Source organism: Pedobacter humicola, assembly GCF_056490705.1.
The window spans coordinates 38,811-61,853 of the sequence record NZ_JBWJIG010000007.1; the positions used below are offsets into that span (position 1 = coordinate 38,811).

Sequence of the window (23,043 nt, forward strand, 5' to 3'; positions counted from 1 at the left end):
ACCGGTTAACCACAAATCTACTTCAATTCTTCCAAACCCAATTTTACAGCCAGCTCATTCAGATCCTGTACCACCACATCAATTATCGGGATACCACTCATCTTTCTTTCCTGTTCAAATTCATGCTCGGGCTCTCCAGGGATGATGACCTTTTTATCAGGATCAATTGTTTTGGCACTTTTAAAGCGTTCTACCCAATTATCTAAGTGGCTCTTGAAGTCTTCGGCTGGTCTGAAACCATCTACGCGCATAGCGCCTAAAAAGTGACCTAACCCTTCGCCAACAGGATTTGCTGAGGGTTCGAGGAAAGCCACAAATGGAGGTACCCAAGGGCCATAATTAGCGCCAGAGAGCACCGCTGATAAAATATCAACTGTTGCACTCAAACCATAGCCTTTATGACTGCCATGATCTTTATCGCTACCTAAAGGTAAAAGTGAGCCACCGTTTTTTAATTCGTTGGGATCAGTAGAGTTTTCGCCGTTTTTATCTTGAACCCAGCCATCCGGAATGCTTTTATTGGCGCGCTGGGCAATTTCTAATTTTCCGTTCGCTGCGGCTGCCGTGGCCATGTCTACAATTACGGGCGGATATTTCCCTGCCGGGAAAGCATAACACATTGGGTTGGTGCCCAATAAACGTTCGTTGGCATAGGTAGGGGCCACCAGCGGACTTGCATTTGTCATACTGATACCGATCATATCTTTTTCCACTGCCATCAACGCATGATAACCCGCAATACCAAAATGATTGGAGTTTTTAACCGATACCCATCCGCTACCATATTTTTCTGCTTTTTCAATCGCCACCTTCATGGCGAAAGGGGCAACCACTAAACCTAAACCTGCATCACCATCAACCGTTGCTGTGGTTGGTGTTTCATGTACAATTTTAATATCAGGCGTAGCATTGATTCTTTTCTTTTCCCAAAGACGTACATAACCGCTTAAGCGGGCAACACCATGCGAATCAATACCCCGTAAATCTGAGCGGACCAATACATCGGTTGCCAAATCAGCATGCGCATCAGAACAGCCCATTTTTTTAAAAACGCTATAAGTAAAAGTACGAAGGTTGGTTTCGGTAAAGGTGATGAAGTTCATAGTATACTATTTGTCGTCACCCTGAATTTATTTCAGGGTCTTCCTTGATAGATGCTGAAACAAGTTCAGCATGACGAATCTAAAAATAAATTACGGTAATAAAACAGTAAAATCACCGCCCAATGGTTCAAAATTTTCTATACAGGAAGAAAGAAAATCTTCCCCATAATTTACATACATAGGCGCAATATTCAATATTCTTTCCTGCAGTGTCCCGTTAGGAAAAAGTCTTTTCTTTACATGCTCAATTTGCAGCAATGCCGTTTCGTGTTTGCGCTTTTCTGCGCGGAACAGTTTCTTTTCCAGGTTAGCCAATAAATGATTGGTTCTTTGTTTTGCCGTATCCGTAGAAACAGAAAGTGTTTTGTCAATTTTATAGGCATTGAGCTTAATCTGATCGAAAATACTGTTAATCGCTCTTGTTTCGTCAGCCAAACTCAATTGCGCGCTTGTATTTCGCTTTACCCAGATATTTTTTAATTCTTCAACAGGTAAGAAAATATCTTCTAAAGAAAAACCTAAATGGTATAAGTTCTGGGCACTGCGTTTATCGATCAATATTGCGGAGTTACGTAACAGTAAAACAGGAAAATCAACCTTATAGAAATCGAAATTCGCCTTTAACTGCATCCAATAGGCTACTTCGGCACCGCCACCTATATAGGCAATGTTGGGTAAAATAACTTCCTGGTACATGGGCCGCATTACTACATTCGGGCTAAAACGCTCAGGGTGCGATTCGATTTCAGCTTTTAGCGTTTCTTCAGTAAAGCTGATATCCGTATGGTTGACGATATATTTGCCTTTTTCAAAAATCAAACGCTCGCGCAGGTTATCAATTAAATAAAAGAAATTAATATCCCGCCCATTTACCTGCGTTTTGTACCCTAAATCTTCGAGTTTTTTTGAACTTTCTTCGATATTCTTCGCACTATTGTGGTGGATAATATCATTGGTAATGATATTTCCAAATTGCTTTTTTAATTGGGCGTCATCCGCATTTACAATTACCAAACCATACTTTTCGAAAAGGTTATTCACCAAAAAGCGGGTGGCATCGGCTAAATTATTGTGTTGTAAATAAGCCTGTTCTACCAGTTTGGCAATCCGTTTTCCATTTTTTGAGATGCCTAAATAACCTTTATATGCGGTTACTGCTGCGGCAACAGTTTTGGTACTTAACCTGCCGGTTGCACCATTGGTTTGCTGTATCCAGCTGATGTTTTTTTCATCAACACTTACATGGTTAATCTCGTCAAAATCGTGATCCTCCGTTGCCATCCAATACACCGGAACAAAGTTTTTATCGGGATGCGCCATTTTTAACTCAATGGCTAAATTAATGGTGGTTACAATTTTGTAAATAAAATAGAGCGGACCGGTAAATAAATTCAATTGGTGACCTGTTGTTACCGTAAAGGTATTTGGTGCCCCCAAAAGCTCTATGTTTTTGGTAACCGATTTATTGGGCTGTAAGTGTTGGTATTGATCTTGTAAAACTTTAACCAGGGTTTCTCTATTTCCTAAGAAATTTCTGTTCTCAATTGCCTTGGCCAAACCCTCCATATCAGGACGGTAACTATAAAAAGCTTTAAGTTGCTCTTCGTTATTGATATAATCCAAAACCAGTTTTGAAAATGACCCGGTTTCCTGATATGAGATATATTTTGCCTGCATGATGTGCGAAAGTAATGCAATTTAAGGATAATCGTAAAGTTGTACCACTATTTTACAATTGTCAAATAATTTAAAGATTACTTTCTATCGCGCCAACTTTTTCACGGTATAAATCAACCGGACCATCTAAGAGCACCGCAATTACAGTTAATTCAGGATCTAGTTTATCTTTTGGAACCGGAATGTAAACAATACCCGGTATTTTGCTCCAGTACAGTTTGTTATAGATTTCGTGAGGAAGCATCGTACCTTCGCCTACAATCCGGATCCTGCTGATGTTGTTTTTCAAACCTTTTATGGCAATAGGGCCGGTTGGAGTTCCTTCAACAAATAAATAAAGGGTCTGCTTATCGGCAGAAAGCACAGTATTACCTTGGTAATGTCCTGCCGGAATTCCCCCTGTTGTTTTGTATAAGGCTTCAGCGTTTTTGATCACCCAATTATTTACCGTTTGATCCAGTGGTTTAATATTGGCATTGAAATTCATGCCATCAGCTGCTAAATTGCTGTCTTTAAAAATGTTGGTACCTTTATCTAAGCTACTAGCCAATTGCTTTAATTTATAAGAAGTTAGATTCAGTTTTTTATTCTCCGTTAATAAATCTTTTAATGAGATCGCTCTGCTTTCGGTTTCAATAAGATCAACAGGCTCCTTAAAACTTACCTTTACCACCGTTACATCCTGATCAAAATCAGTAAAAGGAATATGGAGCATATAATCAGAATCGGTGATGTTGAAGAATTTCACCTGCCCGCCACCAACCACCTGAACATCTTTTATCTTTGATTTTATACCTGATAACAAAACACCCTGATCAGTTTTATAATCCAGGTAAAGGAATAAGGTTTTTTTGTCTTTGGATAGCGCCGTTTTGCCGTTGAAGTGTTTTGATGGTATGCCCGTTTGCGTACCGTAAATCGCTTCGCTATTTTTTTTGGTCCAGCGGCCTAAATCTTTTAAAATCTGAACCTGCTCTGGAGCAATTGTTCCATCGGCTTTCGGACCAATATCCAATAATAAATTACCGCCCATACTGATGCAATCAACCAGGGTACGGATAATCATGTTGGATGATTTGTAGTGCTTATCATAAGGCTGATAACCCCACGAATCGTTCATCGTATAACAAAGTTCCCATTCTGGTGAGCCTGGTTTTACTACCGGAACACCTTGCTCAGGCGTATCATAATCACCATGACCGTTTAAGCGCGAGTTGACAATGATGTCTTTATTTGTCTTGCGTAAATTTTCCAATATATTTTTGGCCTGCCACTCTTCTCCGCTATGCTCCCAATCGCCGTCGAACCATAAAAGATCCGGATTGTATTTTGTCGAGAGTTCATTTAACTGCCCCTGAAAGTAATTCTGGAATTTTTTAAAACGTGTAGGGTCCTTTTTATAATCGTAACGTTTCCTGTCGCGGGTAAAACCATCATAATCCGGGTAACTCCAATCGGGCAAAGAAAAATACAACCCTGTTTTTAAGCCTGATTTTTTAAGTTCTGCAACAAATGGAGTGATCAGATCTTTTTTTGCGGCACTGTTTTTTAATGTTGTAGTCGCGTTTGGCATTTTACTGTCCCAAAGTGATACACCATCGTGGTGTTTGGTGGTGATTACTGCATATTTAGCCCCGCTTTCTTTAATCAGTTTTACCCATTCATCCGGATTATATTTTGCTGCTGTAAAACCATCAAGCTGTTTCATATAAGCATCATGGTTGATGTAATTGTTAAAAAATGACCATGATTCAGAAATTCCATTCACGGAATAGATACCCCAATGGATAAAAATACCCAGTTTGGCATCGGCAAACCACTGCATTTTTTGATCAGAAACTTTTTGTTGAGCGGAAAGTCCGCCCGCTACAAATAGAGGAAATAAAATAATGAAAAACTTTAAATAACGCATGGTTTTGTGTAGTATAACTAAACAATAAATATAACTTTTTATAGCTGTTTCTAAAATAAAAAAAGGTTGCGAAGTCAGATGTTAGCATCTGACTGGATTTCGACCATATGTCAGATGCTAACATCTGACATCACAGGATTATGGGCCGTTCCGTTAGGAAACGCTTCATGGGCGGCAATAACGGAATGTTATTGCAAAAAAAAGCCGTCCCGAAAAATCGGGACGGCTGTAATATATTTGGTTTAGTGATTTACCATTTTTTTCTGCGTTCACCACTTCCACCTTCACGGTTTCCGCCTTCTCTGCGTGGACCTCCGGTGTTGCCACCTTTGTCATCACGGCTACGTCCAGAGAAATCTCTGAAACCGCCACCGCCGCTTCCGCCTTCACGTCGTCCGCTACCACCGCCAGAACTTCTTCTGTCGCCACCGCCACGGTAACCACCGCCACCGCCGCTTCTGCGTTCTCCGCCAAAACCACCGCCACGTCTTTCGCCGCCACCGCGTCTTTCGCCTGCGCCTTCACCACGACCACCGTCGCCGCTTTTTTCGATACGTACCTGACGACCGTTAAACTCAACAGATTTAAAGCCTTCAAAAACTTTGTCAGCTACATCGTCTTCCACTTCAAAGAAAGAGAAAACACCTTTTAAATCGATTTTACCAACGCTTTTGCCACCAATTTTACCATTATTACAAATAAACGATAACATATCGCCACGGGTAAACTCATCTACCGAACCTAAGTTGATAAACAAACGGGTGTAACCTTCGCTACCACGTCCGCGTCCGGCACCTCTTTCGCCTCTGTCTGCACCGCGGTCGTCGCCAACTGCTGCATTTAAATCAGGTGCTTTAGAATAGTAATCCAGGAAGCGGTTAAATTCTAACGAAGCAAAACGTTTAATTACATCTTCTTTTGACAGATCAGCAAATTCGTCCATAATACGTGGAATATACTGATCAATCTGTTCGTTGTTCACTTCTACATTGTGTACTTTATGTACCAAAGAGAATAACTGTTTTTCACAAACGTCAAATCCTGTAGGAAGCTCAGCTTTGGTAAATTGTTTACCAATAATGCGTTCTAACTGACGGATTTTACCAAGTTCTTTAGAATTGATGATACAGATCGAAATACCGGTTTTGCCAGCACGGCCGGTACGGCCTGAACGGTGGGTATAACTTTCAATTTCATCAGGTAAAGAATAATTGATTACGTGAGTTACATTGTTTACATCGATACCACGTGCAGCAACATCAGTAGCAATTAACAACTGCATGTTACGCTCACGGAAACGTTGCATTACCTTATCACGTTGTTGTTGCGATAAATCGCCGTGTAAAGCATCAGCATTGTAACCATCTTTAATTAAATGCTCGGCAACATCTTGTGTATCCAGTTTGGTTTTACAAAATACTACCGCAAAAATTTCAGGGTTAAAATCTACAATACGTTTTAAGGCCGCGTATTTATCACGTGCACGAACAATATAATATTCGTGTTCGATGTTTACGTTACCAGTATTTTTTGTGCCCATGGTTAATTCAACAGGGTTATCCATATAGTTTTTAGCTATACGGCGAACTTCTGCAGGCATGGTAGCCGAGAATAACCAGGTTTTTTTGTCATCAGGTGTAGTTGATAAAATGTCGTTAATGTCGTCCTGGAAACCCATGTTCAACATCTCGTCAGCTTCATCAAGCACAACATATTTAACGTTAGTGAAGTCAATGGCTTTACGGCCAATGATATCCAACATACGGCCGGGCGTGGCCACTACGATCTGAACGCCTTGGCGTATTTCGCGTAGTTGTTGCATAATGTTCGCGCCACCGTAAACGGCAACAACGTGGGCATTAGCAACGTTTTTAGAAAAGTTTTTAAGGTCGTTAGCGATTTGCAAGCATAACTCACGGGTAGGGCATAAAATCAGTGCCTGTGGTTTGTTAACTTTAAAATCGATTAGTTCTAACAGCGGCAAACCAAATGCGGCTGTTTTTCCTGTTCCTGTTTGGGCCAAACCAACAAAATCATTAGTGCCTTCTAACAGTACAGGAATACTTTGCTCCTGAATAGGTGTTGGAGTTTCAAATCCAAGATCCTTTACGGCATTAACGACGTCATCACTTATCCCCAATAATTGAAATGGGTTTGTCATTCGTCTTTTTATTTTTAATTGAGCCGCAAAGGTACGGTTAATAATCCGTATTTTACAGAGAATCAAGTAAATAGTTTTTTAAGCTAAATATTTGAAAATAAGGTGATAAGGGGGGAGGTTATATGGATGATGGGAAATGGGTGGTGGAATGGGTTTAAAAGGAGATGGTAACCAAGGCAAAGACGTATGTTTTTTATTTGGAAAGCAACTGTAGCGGGGCTTAGGTCGCGGCAGTCCCGTTTTCCGTTTCAATCTTTTTAAACCTTACAGGTTTTTAAAAAGGATTTCCACACCAACCGGGTTTAGGTGGCCCGGGCGATGCAGCTATTTACGTTTGTTGTTGAAGAGCCATTTGGGCAGCTCATCTGTTAAAATTGCGGGCGCGAAAATATCGTTGTGGGCAAGATTATCGAATTCCCAGAACCGGGTTTTGTTTTTATAGCTTACCGCTTCAAAAAACTGTTTGTCGCTATCAAAAGGGTTCTCGGTGTCTATATTGCCGTGGATGAGCCATATAGGGATGTTCGCCAGTGCATTTACCTGGTCGAATTGCGGTATGCCCGAAATACTGATCCCTGCGGCAAATAACTCTGGTTTTAACGCTAAAGCGTTGATCACCGAAGAAGCACCCATCGAAAAACCGATGAGGTAAATCCTTTTTTCATCGATATTTAAAGTGTTTTTTAAGCTGTCGATCAGCTCTAAGGAAGTTGTTAGGCAGGGCTGTGGTACCGAAGTTAATACATTTCTGCTTCGATCTAAAACATAATTCGACGAACGTGAAGGAAATTGGGGTGCTAAAATGAAAGCAGGGTATTTTAACTGGAGTTCGGCGCTGGCGAATAGTTTTGCCAATATGCCCAGCTGACTGGTATTGTCGTTCCCAACGGCATTTGATCCATGAAACACGATCACCAATGGAAGTTTGCCTTTGGTGTTATTGGGTTTTAACAATCGGTATACAATTGCGGTATCAGCTGTGCCTTTGAATGATCCTCTCGTAAAAGCATCGGTATTTGAACCTTTTATTCCTGCTATCCTTTGTTTAAGATAAAGCGAATCAGCACTTTTAGCGATCTTGGTTTTTCCAAAAGTATGAATGCGCTTGCTACATGATAAGATTCCGCAAAGCAAAAATACAACAGAAGCAAAAGAAGCAAGGTTTAATTTTATCCGCATAGAGAGGTAATTTTCTGTTGAAATGAAAGAATTATCTTAACCTTTCCGCCGAACGGATCAATCTTTCATCTTTATTGATGCCGAAAATACCCAATACTACAAATAAAATGGCTACAGCTGGTAAATAAGCACCAACCCCAAAACTTGCCCCCTCAACACCACCCGGTAATTTTTGGGCGTATACACTACACAAAAAAGCAAATCCAACAATTAATAGGATTGAAATTATGGCAAAGCGCTTTTGGAAACTTCTTTTTCTATAATTGAAAATATTGATAAAACAGATAAGTGCTACAGCGATGTTGGTTATTAATAAGGGATAGGTCGGCTGGATCATAGTTGACATATATTCACCCAAATCCCAGGTAGATGAAACACCCCAGGTATACAGTACAGGGAAGGGAGTCCCATTTATATTTTTACTCATTATAGGCAAAAACAACATCAAAACCAATGTTAAAGCCGCCAATAAAAACCAGATCGATTGTATTCTTTGTATCATAGTTTAACGTAGGCGCTCAGCCGAACGGATCAATTTTTCATCCTTTCCAATACTTCTTATAGCCAGTAGGGTAAAAATAATGTTGCCTAGTGGCAGAAACAGACCTGGATTAATTTCTGCATGCTCAATACCTCCAGGAATTTGTTGGGCTAAGTGAAATAGCCAAAAAGATAGGCCTAAAATGAATGCGACGTTTATAATAGCAATTCGTTTTTGTAATGCTCTGTTTCTAAAATTGAAAATGTTAATTAAGCTAAGTAGTCCAGCTAAAACGGTAATAATAAGTAAAGGAGTGTTGATAGCTGATGCCGTTTCGACACCATTTTTAAATTCTTTAATTCCTGTTCCAAATAATACATAGCCTGTATTTTCATTAACAATTGTTAAAATAGGAACAAATAGTAAACATAAAATTATAATTGACGCTAATAAAAGCCAGATCGATTGTATTCTTTGTATCATGAATGTAAAATGTATAGCAACAAATCTAGCCTTTTTTGAGAAAAGAAAGAAAGATTAAAGTTCTGAAACAGCGCTGGGGATATAAGAATCATGAATTGCAATTTTTGGTCAATATTTTACGCTAAACTCTTAAGTCCAAACGTTCAATGCCAAAGGGCACCGCTTTGGGTAAAAAAGGTATTACATCCAGCTGTTCTGCGATGGCAGTCTTTTAAATCGATTAACTTTGATCAACCACACTAACAAACAATTTATGCTAAAAAACTTACTTTTTCTAGTACTCTTATTTGCTGTTATAAAAACCTATGCACAAGATACCCTTAAATTTGAAAAAGCATTAACGGTAGCCAGCGGTAGCCGTTATGGCCGTGAAGCCACTTATACTGATCTATTGGCCTGGCAAATGGCTAACGGAAAATTAGAAAAGCCGACAGAAAACGGAACATTTTCGGCAGGTAAAGATGGACAAAAAGTGTTATGGAAAGCCATTAAAGCAGATGCCAATGGCCGCTTTAGTGCATTCTCGCGAAGATCTTCTCAAACCACAAATAATCCCTTCCTGAATCCGGGTAGTATAGATAGAGGTTCTGATTATATTTACGTTACTTATACTTCTCCTAAAGAACAAACTGCAATTTTAAATGTAATGGGTGGCAATAGCTTGTTTTTTAATGGTACCCCGCACATGGGCGATCCTTATGCCTCGGGTTATATGAATATTCCGGTTCAGTTAAGAAAAGGCCTGAACGAACTTTTTGTAAGGGGCGTCAGCATATTGCCAATGATCATCATTGACACAAAAAAAATACGCATCCATACAGATGATATTACTTTGCCGAGCATTGTGCTCAATCAGGCAAACACTGTGCTGAAAGGGGCACTAACAGTATGTAATTCTTCTTTGAAAGATTTAAATGATTTGCACTTCAAAACCATTTTAAATGGAAAACAACTGGAATTAGCCATTCCGCGCATTGCAAAACTGAGCATGCGAAAAGTGATTTTCGAGTTAGACGCAAGCGGCATCACAACACCAGGTAATTATAATCTCGAAATACAACTCTTACAGAACAAAAAAAATGTAGATCAGAAAACGATTGCAATTGAAGCTTTGGCAAATTCGTCAACTCATAAACAGACCTTTATAAGCAAAATTGATGGTAGCTTGCAATATTTCGCAGTTACCCCACAACTTAACGGCTGGAAACCAAATTCGGCATTGTTTCTTTCCGTACATGGCGCTGGAGTAGAGGCCATTGGTCAGGCAAAAGCCTATAAATCTAAAGATTGGGGAACCATAGTTGCGGCCACTAACCGCAGGCCAAGGGGCTTTAATTGGGAAGACTGGGGCCGCCAGGATGCCTTAGAGGTGCTGGCATTGGCTAAAGATCAGTTTAAACCAAGCGATAAACAGATTTACCTCACGGGTCATTCTATGGGTGGGCACGGCACCTGGTTTTTAGGCGCCACTTACCCCGATAAATGGGCAGCCATTGCACCTGCTGCAGGTTATGCTTCGCTTAAAGATTATGGTTCTGCAGATGGGAAAATTCCTGACAGCAGTAAAAATATGGTCGAGAGAATGTTGTTACGGGCTGGTAATCAAAGTGATGTGCCTAAAATAGCGACAAATTATACGCCATTAGGTGTTTATATATTGCATGGTGATGCCGATAAGGTTGTGCCGGTTAGTTATGCGAGGCAAATGAAGAAATTGCTTTCGGGTTTTCATGCCGATTTTAGTTATTACGAATACCCGGGAGGCGAGCACTGGTTCGGCGATCAGAGTGTAGATTGGCCACCTATTTTCAGCTTTTTTAAGTGGCATACCATTGCTGCCGATTCTGCTGTAAACCGCATCGATTTTACGACATCCAGTCCGGGGATTTCGGCTACTTATCGCTGGGCTACCATTTATCAGCAAACGCAGCCCTTACAATATAGCCGCATCATTTTAATGCGAGACCGGAAGCTATCAAGCATTGTAGGTACAACCCAGAACGTTGCGCTTTTAAAATTGGCGCTAACAGATTTTGGTGCAAAAACAACTGTAAAAATTACTTTAGATAGCTTAAATGTTATTACTTATGCCACCCAAAGCGCTAACGATACGCTCTTTTTAGCGAAAAACAATGCATCATGGCAAATCATCACAAAGATGGATAAAAGAGATAAAAACCCGTTGAGGTATGGCACTTTTAAAGAAGCGTTTAACCATAAAATGGTTTTTGTAGTGGGAACAAGCGGTGCCGCCGAAGCCAATATGGCTAATTTAAATAAAGCCAATTACGATGCCGAAACCTGGTATTACCGTGGTAACGGAGCAGTTGATATCATAATGGATAAAGAATTTTCAGCATCAAAATATCAGGGGCGTAATATTATTTTATATGGAAACTCCGAAAATAATTCCGCCTGGAAAAAATTACTTGGCAATTGCCCGATACAGGTAAGCAGTTCGCAAATAACCACAACACAAGGCACATGGAAAGGAGATGATTTAGCTGCATATTATATTTGGCCACAACAGGATGATCAACTCTTGATAGGCGTAGTGGCCAGTACCGGAGTAGCAGGAATGAAAGCTGCCTACGCCAACCAGTATTTTGCGGGTGGCAGTGGTTTCCCTGATTTTATGGTATTTTCATCAGACTTGCCAAAAGAAGGAAACCTAGGCATTAAACTAGCTGGTTTTTACAATAATAAATGGCAGTTTGACAAAAAAAAATACCGCTAAACCATAGTGAAGGATAATCGGAATAAATGAAGTACGTGTTCCTTTAATAAAAGGAAAAAAGTACTTTTGCATCGCTTTGAGTAAAAAAAGGTATTTCATACAAATCGCATACGATGGCAGCTTATACCATGGCTGGCAAACCCAACCCAATGCAATCACCGTTCAGGAATTGCTGGATAAGGCGATGTCTGTGTTTTTTCGGCAGCCTATCGAAACTTTGGGGTGTGGCAGAACAGACGCCGGGGTACATGCTACTGATTTTTATGCCCATTTTGATGTGGAAGGCGTAGAAGAAGCAAAGGTATTAAATGCCATAACCGGGATCAACGCCATGCTGCCGTATCAAATTGCAGCGAAACGGATTATACCTGTGCGCGATGATGCCCATGCCCGCTTTGATGCCACTGCACGTGCCTATCAATATTTCCTGCACTTCGAAAAGGATCCTTTTAAATTAAACCGGTCGTGGTTGGTTAAAGATCAGCTCGATGTTGCGGCGATGAACGAGGCAGCTGCGATTTTATTAAATTATACCGATTTTTCATGTTTCAGCAAATCGAATACCCAAACTTTTACCAATAATTGTAAAATCACCAAAGCGGTTTTCGAACAGCAGAAAGATGGATTGGTTTTTACCATTCAGGCCGACCGCTTTTTACGCAATATGGTACGGGCCATTATGGGGACCTTAGTAGAAATCGGTAAAAAAGAGATAAATTTGGCCGATTTTAAAGCAATAATAGAAAGTAAAAACCGAAGTAAGGCCGGGCAATCGGTACCTGCCTGTGGTTTGTATTTAGTGAAGATAGAATACCCGTATTTGGGTTAACTGTATAAACTGGTTAATCGGTTTAAACCCCACTAACCCATTTCAAATATTAAACAGTTGGCCGAATAACAGTTAACCAATTTAACCCATTAACCAGTTAACCATAACATGGCAGTTACAGGCGACGTATATAACACCGGATTACTGAAACGTATTTTTCAATACGTAAAGCCTTACCGTGCCGTTTTTGTATGGTCGGTTATTTTAACCATTCTGCTTGCCGCCATTTCCCCCGTACGTCCGTTTTTGATTAAATACACGCTGGATCATTATATTTTAACAGGCAATTATTCGGGTTTGGTGAATATGACCATGCTGATGGTTTTTATGTTGATCTTACAGACTTTAATCCAATATAACCACACACTATTAACCAATACGCTTGGGCAATCGGTTATCCGCGACCTGCGGATCAATGTTTTTAACCATATCACAAAACTTCGTCTTAAATTCTTTGATAAAACACCGATAGGGCAATTAATTACCCGAACAGTCTCCGATTTAGAAACCATTGCCGATATTTTTTCTGAAGGTTTAATTTCCATGATCGGCGATAGTTTGCAGGTGGTGGTGATTGTGTGCGTAATGTTATATACCGATTGGCAATTGAGTTTGGTGGTGCTTTTGCCTATTCCACTCTTGATCATTGCAACAAGAAAATTCCAGAAAGCCATTAAGGTGGCCTTTCAGGAAATCAGAAATGAGGTTTCCAATCTCAATACCTTTTTACAGGAACACATTACAGGGGTATCAATCGTACAATATTTTGCCCGGGAGAAACAGGAATACCGGAAATTTTACGCCATCAACAAACGTTACCGTGATGCCAATATCCGTTCTAACTGGTATTATTCTATCTTTTTCCCGGTGGTGGAGTTAATCTCGGCCATGTCGTTGGGTTTATTGGTTTGGTATGGTGCAAAAAGCATCCTTTCTAAACCGTTGGACGTAACGCCTGGTACCATCACCCAGTTTATCATGTACCTGGGCATGGTATTTACACCGATCCGCCAGTTGGCCGATAAATTTAATACCCTGCAGATGGGAATGGTAGGCGCCGAACGTGTATTTAAAGTTTTGGATACCGATGAGACTACGCCAAATGAGGGCACGCAAAAACCTGCCAAATTGGAAGGAAACATTAAATTCGAAAAGGTTTGGTTTGCCTATAACGACGAAAACTACGTATTGAAAGATCTTAGCTTTGAGGTGAAAGCGGGTCAAACCGTAGCACTAGTTGGTGCTACTGGTGCGGGTAAATCTTCAACTATCAATATCCTGAACCGTTTTTACGAAGTAAGAAAAGGAGATATTACCGTAGATGGTATTCATATTGAAGATTTCGAGTTGGATTACCTCAGAAGTCACATCGCCACCGTACTTCAGGATGTTTTCCTGTTTTCAGATACCATTTTAAACAACATCACGCTCAATAATCCCGAGATTACCATTGAAGAGGTTGTTAATGCAGCAAAAAAGGTTGGAGCACACGATTTTATTGAGCGTTTGCCTGGCGGTTATCAATATAATGTGATGGAGAGGGGCGCTACACTTTCGGCAGGACAGGCGCAGTTGATTTCTTTTATTCGTGCCTTGGTACACAATCCTGCCATTCTGGTTTTAGATGAGGCCACTTCATCAGTAGATACCGAAACAGAGTTGTTGATCCAAAAAGCCATTGATAACCTTATGGAAGGCCGTACCTCAATTGTAATTGCCCACCGTTTATCCACCATTCAAAAGGCCGATCAGATCATTGTACTCGATAAAGGGGAGATCAAAGAAAAAGGCACCCACCAACAGTTGCTCAGGTTAAACGGTTATTATAAAAAACTTTACGATCTGCAGTTTTCGTCGAAGGGGATTGCTAAAGTTTAAAGCCCATTTATTCTCAGGATTTTCTTAATTTAACACCTTCCTAAATCCAATAAGAAGATGAAATTATTAAGATTGTTTATCCTGTTTTTGCTCTCGGCAATAACGCTAAACCTTTCTGCACAGCAGAAAAAATATGTAATGGTGATCCATGGTGGTGCAGGTACCATTCTGAAGAAAAACATGACGCCGGAGAAAGAAGCTGCTTATATCGCTGCCCTTACAAAGGCCCTAAACGCAGGTTATGCCGAAATTAAAGCAGGTAAATCGAGTCTTGACGCCGTAGAGGCCACTATCCATGTGTTAGAAAACGATCCGCATTTTAATGCGGGTAAAGGCGCTGTTTTTACCCACGATGGCAGAAATGAACTCGATGCCGCAATTATGGATGGTAAAACTTTAATGGCAGGAGCTGTTGCCGGGGTTACGACCATTAAAAATCCGATTTCTGCTGCAAGGGCCGTAATGGAAAAATCAGAGCATGTGATGATGGTTGGTGCCGGGGCCGATCAGTTTGCAAAAGAGGCCGGACTGGAAATCGTTGATCCTAAATACTACTGGACAAAAGAACGTTGGGATGGTTTACAGGAGGCCATTAAAGAGGATTCTACTAAAGCGGTGTTAGACCATGGAAGCAAAAAATCAGAATTGTTTGGCATCAAAAACCGTGATTATAAATTTGGTACGGTAGGCTGTGTGGCCTTAGATAAAGCGGGTAACCTGGCAGCAGGTACTTCTACTGGTGGCATGACGAACAAAAAATATGGTAGGGTGGGCGATGCACCGATTATTGGTGCGGGTACCTATTGTAATAATGAAACTGCCGGCATTTCTTGCACGGGCTGGGGCGAATTTTATATCCGTAACGTGGTAGCCAAAACCATTTCCGATTTAATGGAATATAAAGGATTATCCGTCGCCGAAGCTTCGAAAATTGTATTGGATAAAGTGGGCAAAATGGGTGGCGATGGTGGCTTGATTGCTTTAGATAAAAAAGGCAATGTGGCTTTACCATTCAATACCGAAGGGATGTACAGAGGTACCATTACCGCTGATGGAAAAATTGAAGTAAACATTTATAAATAATGAAGAAACTTTTTTTAAGCTTGCTATTGGTTGGTTTTTCCCTATTGGTAAACGCACAAAGCAAACCGGCTAAAGGCAACTTGTTTATTATTGGTGGTGGCAACCGTTCTGATGCTTTGATGAAAGAAATGCTGAATACCGCCAACCTAACAGCCAGTGATTATATCATTGTATTGCCAATGGCCAGCGAAATCCCAGATTCGGGTTTCAAAAGCCTTGCTGCCCAATTGAAAAAAATAGGCAATAAAACGGTCAGGAATTTCAATTTTAGCAAACACGATGCGAACAATAAAAAATGGATTGATTCGCTTACCGGAGCAAAACTGATCTACATTTTAGGTGGCGACCAAAACCGTTTTATGAAATCGGTGCTCCATACACCCGTGTATAATGCCATCCATAAAGCTTATCAAAATGGTGCTACCATTGCGGGAACAAGCGCGGGTGCGGCCGTAATGAGTAAATACATGATTACAGGCCAACAGCTTTTGGATACTGTGTACAAGGAAACCTTTAACAAACTTTGGAATAAAAACATCGAATTTTCGGAGGGGATGGGTTTGTTGGAAAATACCATTATCGATCAGCATTTTTTAAAACGCAGCCGCTATAACCGGCTAATATCAGCTTTGGCTGCGCATCCTGATCTGGTTTGTATAGGCATTGATGAAAGTACGGCGATCATTGTTCATGGCAATAAAGCAAAGGTAGCTGGCGAAAGTCAGGTAATCCGTTTCGCTAACCCTAAAGCGCTTAAAAATACGGACAAAGGTTTGCTAAAATTTAAACAGGCAGAATTTGGAATCTTCACTGCTGGTGATATAATCGACATTAAACCTTAAATAACGTACTTTTAAATTGTTAACCCACTTACGTTTGCGCCCCTTCTAACGAGCGCAGCAATAATATTGCGATTCAATCGCCTGGATAAGAGCATACCCATTGAAATCGGTATAGGTTTTTATTTCAGCTCACTTTATATTTATAAAGAATTTAAACGAAAAGAAAAATTACGCTATCTTTCATTTTTCCAAACCGGGTTTATTTATAACGGATATTTTTATTCATGTTGTACTGATCGGAGTCGAAGTGCTTTCAAATTATAAAAATAAGATACTCAATGAGCTCACTTGACATATGGGATAAATTAACAAATTTCAATCGTTTAAATGAAAAAATATTCTCCAATAACCCCATGTAGATGACGTTACTAGAATTTGTAAAGAAAGTATTTTCCAATTTAACCTTCCAGGTTATTTTAGCCATCATCATAGGGATTAGTGTTGGTGCTTACTTTCCCGGTTTTGCGCCAACGGCTAAATTAATCAGTCAGGGTTTTATCAACCTGATCAGCATGTTAATTGCCCCGATTATATTCTTTACGATTGTTTTGGGGATCGCACACATGGGCGATATGAAAAAGGTGGGCCGGGTAGGGGGTAAGGCGCTTTTGTATTTCGAAATCGTAAGTACAGTGGCTATTGCGATCGGTTTGTTGGTGGCCAATATTTTAAAACCAGGTGCCGGAATGGTAGCCAAAGCGGGTGATGCGGCCAAGATTACGGGTTATGCTGAGCAAGCGAAGGATATGAACTGGGCCGAATTCTTTTTACATATTATTCCGCATAACGTGATTGCCGCTTTCGCAGAAGGAAATATTTTACAGATTTTGCTCTTTGCCATACTTTTTGGTTATGGCTTAAATAAACTGGGCGGAGAGGGAACTAGCGTGCTCAATGCATTCGACAAAATATCGAAAGTGCTTTTCAAAATTATGAAGGTAATTATGCGCCTGGCACCAATCGGGGCTTTCGGTGGAATGGCATTTAGCATCGGTACCCATGGACTGCAAAGTATAGTGGGCATGGCCAAACTCATGGGCTCGGTTTACCTCACCTGCATTCTGTTTATTTTTATTGTATTAAACGGGATTTGCAGATACTATAAATTTAGTTTATGGCAATATCTGAAGTACATCCGTCAGGAAATTTTAATTGTACTGGGTACCTCTTCTTCAGAGTCTGCCCTGCCAAGTATGATGCAGAAAATGGAAGCTATTGGTTGCGATAAATCGGTTGTCGGTTTAGTTATCCCAACGGGTTATTCATTTAATCTTGATGGAACAGCGATTTATCTGGCCATGTCGGTGATCTTTCTTTGTCAGGTTTTTCATGTCGACTTATCCCTGGGGCAGCAGATTACGGTTTTAGGCGTTTTAATGGTTACTTCCAAAGGCGCTGCGGGTGTTACGGGAAGTGGCTTTATTGTTTTGGTATCTACCCTGACCGCGTTAAAGATTATGCCCATCGAACACATTTCGATATTAATCGGTGTAGACCGTTTTATGAGCGAAGCCAGGGCCATCACCAATGTAATTGGAAACGGCGTAGCTACAATCGTAATAGCGAAAAGTGAAAACCAGTTTGATGAAGAGAAATATCAAAATGCTATTCGAATAGAGAAAGCATAGAAAGTTTGGAGTTCTCAGTTTGGAGTTTTCAGTTTTGGGAGCAGAAAGCAAATCCTTAGTTTGGAGTTTAGTGCTCGGAGTTGATCGGTCTATAAACTAAAAACTCCGAACCTTAACTAATTAATCGGTAAGGATGCCGGCCCATTGGATAACTCCCAGCTAAAAACTCCGAACCCTTAACTAATTAATAGGTAAGGATGCCGGCCCACTGGGTGACTCCGAACTAAAAACTCCGAACTCCCAACTAATTAATGGGTACGGATACCGGCCCACTGGGTGACTCCGAACTAAAAACTCCAAACTCCCAACTAATTACCTATCTTTGCAGCAGAAACATGCACACAGCTTGTTTAATTAACTCATAGCACATTGGCTCAAGAAGAACAAAATAACCGCAAAGAAAAAAGCGAGTTACATCCACGCAACAAACACCGTTCGCGTTACAATTTCAAACAACTTACTGCAACTTCTAAAGAATTGAAACGTTTCGTTTTTAAAAACGAGCATAACGACGATTCTATCGATTTTGCTGATCAAAATGCTGTTAAAGCGCTTAACAGGGCCTTATTAAAGTATTTCTATAACATCTCCCAATGGGATATCCCTGCCGATTTTCTTTGTCCGCCAATTCCGGGCAGGGCCGATTACATCCATTATGTTGCTGATCTTTTAGGCTCAAGCAATAAAGGCAAAAATCCAAAGGGTGCCAACATCAATGTATTGGATATCGGCGTAGGTGCCAATTGTATTTATCCGATCATCGGTCATCAGGAATATGGCTGGAGTTTCGTTGGAACAGAGATTGACCCACTTTCGGTGGATTCTGCCAAACGTATTATCGAAGCCAATAAACCTTTGCAGGGTGCGGTAGAAATCCGTCAGCAATCTTCAAAAATGGGCATTTTTAGAGGTGTTGTTGGGGGTAAAGAACGTTTCGATGCCGTAGTTTGTAACCCACCATTCCACGCTTCGTTAAAAGAGGCCGAGCAGGGTACCCGTCAGAAATGGCGCAACCTGGGTGGAAATGAAAAAGAGGTAAAACACGTATTAAACTTTGGTGGAAACAAAGCCGAACTTTGGTGCCCGGGTGGCGAACGTGCTTTTGTAGAGCAGATGATTATCCAGAGCGAGCAGATCAAAAACCAGGTATTGTGGTTTACTTCACTGGTATCAAAAAGTGCAAACTTAAAAAGCATTTATAGCGCTTTGGTTAAGGCCAATGCTTTTGAGGTAACTACCGTTCAAATGAGCCAGGGACAAAAAATCAGTCGCTTTGTAGCCTGGACTTTCCATGATGAAGCTGCACAGGCAGAGTGGGCAAAGGGTTGGAAAACTGAACCGAAACCAAAAACAGATAGTGCTAAGGCTGAAGTCAAAAGCCTTTAATCTGATCAATAATAATAAAGCAAAGCCGGATTAGCAATCAGTTAATCCGGCTTTTTATGTTGGCCCGGTTTTGCAATTCCGGTTAGGAAAAAACTGGAGCATGGAACTGTAATCCATCAGTATTTAACTGTAAACTCACAACCGAGAACTGTCAACTGATCTTCGTATCGAAGAGATAGCCAACCAAAGCGGTAATCACCATGGCAACCGTTCCCCAAAAGCAGATCCTAATTATACCTTTAACCATATTTGAGCCCCCAGCCTTTGCGGCAATTGCGCCCGACAGGGCCAAAAAGACAATGGCGAAACCATATTGATAAAATACCATCGATTTGATAGGCGCAAGAAAAGCCACTAAAAAGGGTAGGATGCCGCCGCTGATAAAGGAAGCACCAGATGCAAATGCAGCTTGAAGCGGTTTAGGCTGGGTAATTTCATTGATGCCCAGTTCGTCTCTTGCATGTGCCACCAGTGCATCTTTTTCGGTGAGTTTGATGGCCACCTGCATGGCTAAATCTTCATCTAAACCTTGTGCTACATATATCTTCGCCAGTTCCCTGAGTTCATTTCTGGCATAGTTTCGAGCTCAATTTTTTCGCGTTCCAGATCTGCTTTTTCAATATCCGCCTGTGAGCTCACCGAAACATATTCGCCTGCTGCCATCGATAAAGCACCGGCAACCAAACCCGCCAGGGCTGCCAATACAATAGGACTTCTGGTCTCACTTGCTGCAGCGATACCGATCACCAAACTCGTTGTCGAAATAATGCCATCATTGGCGCCAAGCACGGCCGCTCTAAGCCAGCCCGTTCTATTGGTGTAATGTTGTTCCAGTTCCATTGTTTGGTGATTTGTTCGCTAATGTAACGTATTAAGCCCCCCTTTGAAGAGAGCTGGGAGAAAAAAAACTAATGCAACTCCCAATATCCTCATTTCTTCTCGTAAACAATCATAATGGTTAGATCGTTGCCCGCATTTGGCATGATGCCATGCGAGCTGCCCGGACGGGTTAAAATGGCATCGCCAGGTTTAACAGCAAAGGTTTTGCCGTTCATTTGCATGGTCCCGTTTCCACTGATGACATAGTAAATCTCATCCTCTTTCTGCAAATGATAACCAATAGCGGAGCCTGGTTTTAAAATCCTTTTCCTAAAGGCTGTTTTAAGGTTTTTGGCATTGGCAAAAAAGTTAAAACCAATGGTTTTACCGCCACCGTTATGTGTTCCAGATTCTTCTTTTGCCACTTCAACATCGTTTTGAAGGATGTATTTGCTCGTATCGGCACTTTGTGCATGTACCTCAACGGAAATGAAAGTTGCAATAGTGGTGATTAAAATTAATAGGAGTTTTCTCATCTTGATATTATTAACTTTTAGCTTTGGTCTTTCTGCTTTAGACTTCAGAGGTAAATTTAAGCGTTTTGACCGGATGTTGCCACAAGCCCAAGTACTTTGTTACTGAACCTGATCGTTTGGTTCTGGTTTTCACCAGAAGGAGCGGAGAGCAGGATTAAAGGCCCAAAAGAACCAGACTGCTCATTTCCTACTCCCAGGCACTGATGTTTTTTTATTTGAAAATGTGTGGTTTACCGCCCTTTGTTTAGGTTCCGCCCTGCCATCCACTATAGCTCCGATAAAAGGAATCGGAGGCTGCCGTTCCTGTCAGGTTTATAGCTGAAGCACCTGTTCCTGGTATGGGTATTAAATGTATGTGTAGCATGGAGCACTATAGCAGTCAATTATCACTTTAGCTTTAGTCTTTCCACTTTAGTCTTTTGCATAGCAGACTAAAGCTCCCTTCAGTCATTTCCTTACATTTTCCTGAAAAAACGGACTAAATAATATGGTTTTAGATTTGAATTCCAGTTCAATAATATTAGCTTTGCACAAAAAAAATATTGATACATGAGCGTTTTAGTAAATAAAGATTCTAAGGTTATCGTTCAGGGTTTTACCGGAAACGAAGGAACTTACCACGCTGAGCAAATGCTGGCCTATGGTACAAACGTAGTTGGTGGTGTAACGCCTGGCAAAGGTGGGCAATTGCATTTAGAAAAGCCTGTTTTTAATACTGTTAAAGATGCCGTTGATGAAACGGGTGCAAATGTATCTATCATTTTTGTACCACCAGCCTTTGCTGCTGATGCAATTATGGAAGCTGCCGAAGGTGGTATTAAAGTTATTGTTTGTATTACTGAAGGTATCCCAACGAAGGATATGATTCAGGTTAAAGAATATATTTCCGACCGCGATGTTACATTGATCGGCCCTAACTGCCCGGGTGTAATTACTGCTGATGAAGCTAAAATCGGTATCATGCCAGGTTTTATCTTCAAAAAAGGTCATGTAGGTGTGGTTTCTAAATCTGGAACTTTAACTTACGAAGCGGTAGATCAGGTGGTTAAAGCTGGATTAGGTATTACGACAGCTATCGGTATCGGTGGCGACCCGATTATCGGAACACCAACTGTAGAAGCGGTTAAATTATTAATGAACGATCCAGAAACACACGGTATCATCATGATTGGTGAAATTGGTGGCGGAATGGAAGCTGAAGCTGCCCGTTGGATCAAAGAACATGGTACTAAACCTGTTGTTGGTTTCATCGCCGGTCAAACTGCGCCTGCAGGACGTAGAATGGGTCATGCTGGTGCGATTGTGGGTGGTGCTGATGATACTGCAGCTGCTAAAATGAAAATCATGCGCGAGTGTGGCATCCGTGTGGTAGAAAGTCCTGCTGAAATCGGTGCTGCAATGGCAGAAGAATTGGCAAAATAAGATTTAAAAAAATCTCCTTATAGAAAAGCGCTTCGATTATTTCGGGGCGCTTTTTGTGTTTAATTGTTGCCACGGAAAGCGCTGAAAGCACGGAACCTTTCCCAACGAAAATTTAATGGTTAGGCTAATTCGTGTTGTTCTCCTCCTTGAAGAGAGGACTTGGGATTATAATCCATAGTCAAGGTGAGGTGCTAGGTCCAAACCGCCAACTCCCAACGGAATTATCATTCCTTTGTAAACACTAATGCAAAGCCTTAAACCAGTAAACCAAAACCTCATCTAAACCGTATATTGATATATGAAAACGATGTTAAATAAACTATTTTTGATTTCTGCTGTTGTTTTAACCACAGGTCTTTCTGCTTGCGCCCAAAAGCAAGACAAGAAAGAAGTAAAACAACCGAAGGAAACAGAACAAATCATACCCAAGAAGAAAATGAACTGGAATCCATTAACACCCGAAGAAGAAAGAGTAATTGTAAATAAAGGTACAGAATACCCTGGTACAGGTAAATACGAGCATACAACAGATAAGGGAACTTATACCTGTAAACGTTGTAACGCAGCCTTATACCGTTCTGAAACCAAGTTTGATGCACATTGCGGATGGCCTGCTTTTGACGATGAAATTAAAGGTGCTGTAAAACGTATTCCTGATGCAGATGGTTCACGTACAGAAATCGTTTGCGCCAATTGTGGCGCGCATCTAGGTCACGTATTTGTAGGCGAAGGATTTACCAATAAAGACACCCGTCATTGTGTAAATTCCATCTCGATGAATTTCGTACCGGATCAAAAATAAGGTGGATGTAGTAGGGTTAGGTAGAGGCGTACGGCGATTAGCTGTACGCCTTTTTTAATGCACAAAACCAGGCTGTTTTTCCACA

17 protein-coding genes and 1 pseudogene are annotated in these 23,043 nt (G+C 40.9%); 9 read left to right on the forward strand and 9 right to left on the reverse strand.

Annotation, left to right across the window (positions count from 1 at the left end; genetic code table 11):
* Positions 1-17 precede the first annotated feature (17 nt).
* The 7 genes from AC04Q1_RS12800 to AC04Q1_RS12830 form a co-directional block, all read right to left on the reverse strand.
* A complete protein-coding gene (locus AC04Q1_RS12800; RefSeq protein WP_478364992.1) occupies positions 18-1,103 on the reverse strand; it encodes an Ldh family oxidoreductase in 1,086 nt (361 codons plus the stop codon).
* Positions 1,104-1,193: 90 nt separating this feature from the next.
* Positions 1,194-2,780 carry a bacillithiol biosynthesis cysteine-adding enzyme BshC gene (gene bshC / locus AC04Q1_RS12805; RefSeq protein WP_478364993.1) on the reverse strand — a complete coding sequence of 529 codons (1,587 nt, stop codon included), beginning with the start codon at positions 2,778-2,780 and terminating at the stop codon, positions 1,194-1,196.
* Positions 2,781-2,850: 70 nt separating this feature from the next.
* On the reverse strand, positions 2,851-4,692 hold the full coding sequence (locus tag AC04Q1_RS12810) for an alpha-L-fucosidase (protein WP_478364994.1): 1,842 nt from the start codon (positions 4,690-4,692) through the stop codon (positions 2,851-2,853).
* A gap of 250 nt (positions 4,693-4,942) precedes the next feature.
* Positions 4,943-6,853 carry a DEAD/DEAH box helicase gene (locus tag AC04Q1_RS12815; protein WP_478364995.1) on the reverse strand — a complete coding sequence of 637 codons (1,911 nt, stop codon included), beginning with the start codon at positions 6,851-6,853 and terminating at the stop codon, positions 4,943-4,945.
* A 324-nt stretch (positions 6,854-7,177) separates the two neighbouring features.
* Positions 7,178-8,032: a carboxylesterase family protein gene (locus AC04Q1_RS12820; RefSeq protein WP_478364996.1), complete on the reverse strand. Its 855-nt coding sequence runs from the start codon at positions 8,030-8,032 to the stop codon at positions 7,178-7,180.
* A 31-nt stretch (positions 8,033-8,063) separates the two neighbouring features.
* Positions 8,064-8,534 (reverse strand): DUF4293 domain-containing protein, encoded by a 471-nt coding sequence (locus tag AC04Q1_RS12825; protein ID WP_478364997.1) that lies wholly within the window; start codon positions 8,532-8,534, stop codon positions 8,064-8,066.
* Between the two features lie 3 nt (positions 8,535-8,537).
* On the reverse strand, positions 8,538-8,996 hold the full coding sequence (locus tag AC04Q1_RS12830) for a DUF4293 domain-containing protein (protein ID WP_478364998.1): 459 nt from the start codon (positions 8,994-8,996) through the stop codon (positions 8,538-8,540).
* Between the two features lie 253 nt (positions 8,997-9,249).
* On the opposite strand from AC04Q1_RS12830, the gene AC04Q1_RS12835 reads away from it, so the two are divergent.
* From AC04Q1_RS12835 to rlmF, 7 genes are all read left to right on the forward strand, one after another.
* Positions 9,250-11,733 carry a prolyl oligopeptidase family serine peptidase gene (locus AC04Q1_RS12835; protein WP_478364999.1) on the forward strand — a complete coding sequence of 828 codons (2,484 nt, stop codon included), beginning with the start codon at positions 9,250-9,252 and terminating at the stop codon, positions 11,731-11,733.
* 76 nt (positions 11,734-11,809) lie between these two features.
* The gene (gene truA, locus AC04Q1_RS12840; RefSeq protein ID WP_478365000.1) at positions 11,810-12,562 is read left to right on the forward strand and encodes a tRNA pseudouridine(38-40) synthase TruA; all 753 of its coding nucleotides are present in this window, start codon (positions 11,810-11,812) and stop codon (positions 12,560-12,562) included.
* A 108-nt stretch (positions 12,563-12,670) separates the two neighbouring features.
* Complete coding sequence (locus AC04Q1_RS12845; RefSeq protein WP_478365001.1) at positions 12,671-14,440, forward strand: ABC transporter ATP-binding protein; 1,770 nt, start codon at positions 12,671-12,673, stop codon at positions 14,438-14,440.
* A gap of 57 nt (positions 14,441-14,497) precedes the next feature.
* The gene (locus tag AC04Q1_RS12850; RefSeq protein WP_478365002.1) at positions 14,498-15,523 is read left to right on the forward strand and encodes an isoaspartyl peptidase/L-asparaginase family protein; all 1,026 of its coding nucleotides are present in this window, start codon (positions 14,498-14,500) and stop codon (positions 15,521-15,523) included.
* Entirely contained in the window at positions 15,523-16,365 is an 843-nt protein-coding gene (locus AC04Q1_RS12855) for a cyanophycinase (RefSeq protein ID WP_478365003.1), read from the forward strand. The genes AC04Q1_RS12850 and AC04Q1_RS12855 overlap by 1 nt, the downstream gene beginning before the upstream one ends.
* A 359-nt stretch (positions 16,366-16,724) precedes the next feature.
* Positions 16,725-17,993, forward strand: coding sequence for a C4-dicarboxylate transporter DctA (gene dctA / locus AC04Q1_RS12860; protein ID WP_478365004.1), 1,269 nt, complete (start codon positions 16,725-16,727; stop codon positions 17,991-17,993).
* 369 nt (positions 17,994-18,362) lie between these two features.
* Complete coding sequence (gene rlmF, locus AC04Q1_RS12865) at positions 18,363-19,379, forward strand: 23S rRNA (adenine(1618)-N(6))-methyltransferase RlmF (protein ID WP_478365005.1); 1,017 nt, start codon at positions 18,363-18,365, stop codon at positions 19,377-19,379.
* A gap of 151 nt (positions 19,380-19,530) precedes the next feature.
* Here the strand turns inward: rlmF and AC04Q1_RS12870 are convergent.
* A pseudogene (locus AC04Q1_RS12870) lies at positions 19,531-20,219 on the reverse strand (VIT1/CCC1 transporter family protein).
* A gap of 89 nt (positions 20,220-20,308) precedes the next feature.
* Positions 20,309-20,734 (reverse strand): cupin domain-containing protein, encoded by a 426-nt coding sequence (locus tag AC04Q1_RS12875; RefSeq protein WP_478365006.1) that lies wholly within the window; start codon positions 20,732-20,734, stop codon positions 20,309-20,311.
* Positions 20,735-21,283: 549 nt separating this feature from the next.
* On the opposite strand from AC04Q1_RS12875, the gene sucD reads away from it, so the two are divergent.
* Both sucD and AC04Q1_RS12885 read left to right on the forward strand, forming a co-directional pair.
* Entirely contained in the window at positions 21,284-22,156 is an 873-nt protein-coding gene (gene sucD, locus AC04Q1_RS12880) for a succinate--CoA ligase subunit alpha (protein ID WP_316845414.1), read from the forward strand.
* 298 nt (positions 22,157-22,454) lie between these two features.
* A complete protein-coding gene (locus tag AC04Q1_RS12885) occupies positions 22,455-22,958 on the forward strand; it encodes a methionine-R-sulfoxide reductase (protein WP_316845412.1) in 504 nt (167 codons plus the stop codon).
* Positions 22,959-23,043: the final 85 nt, after the last annotated feature.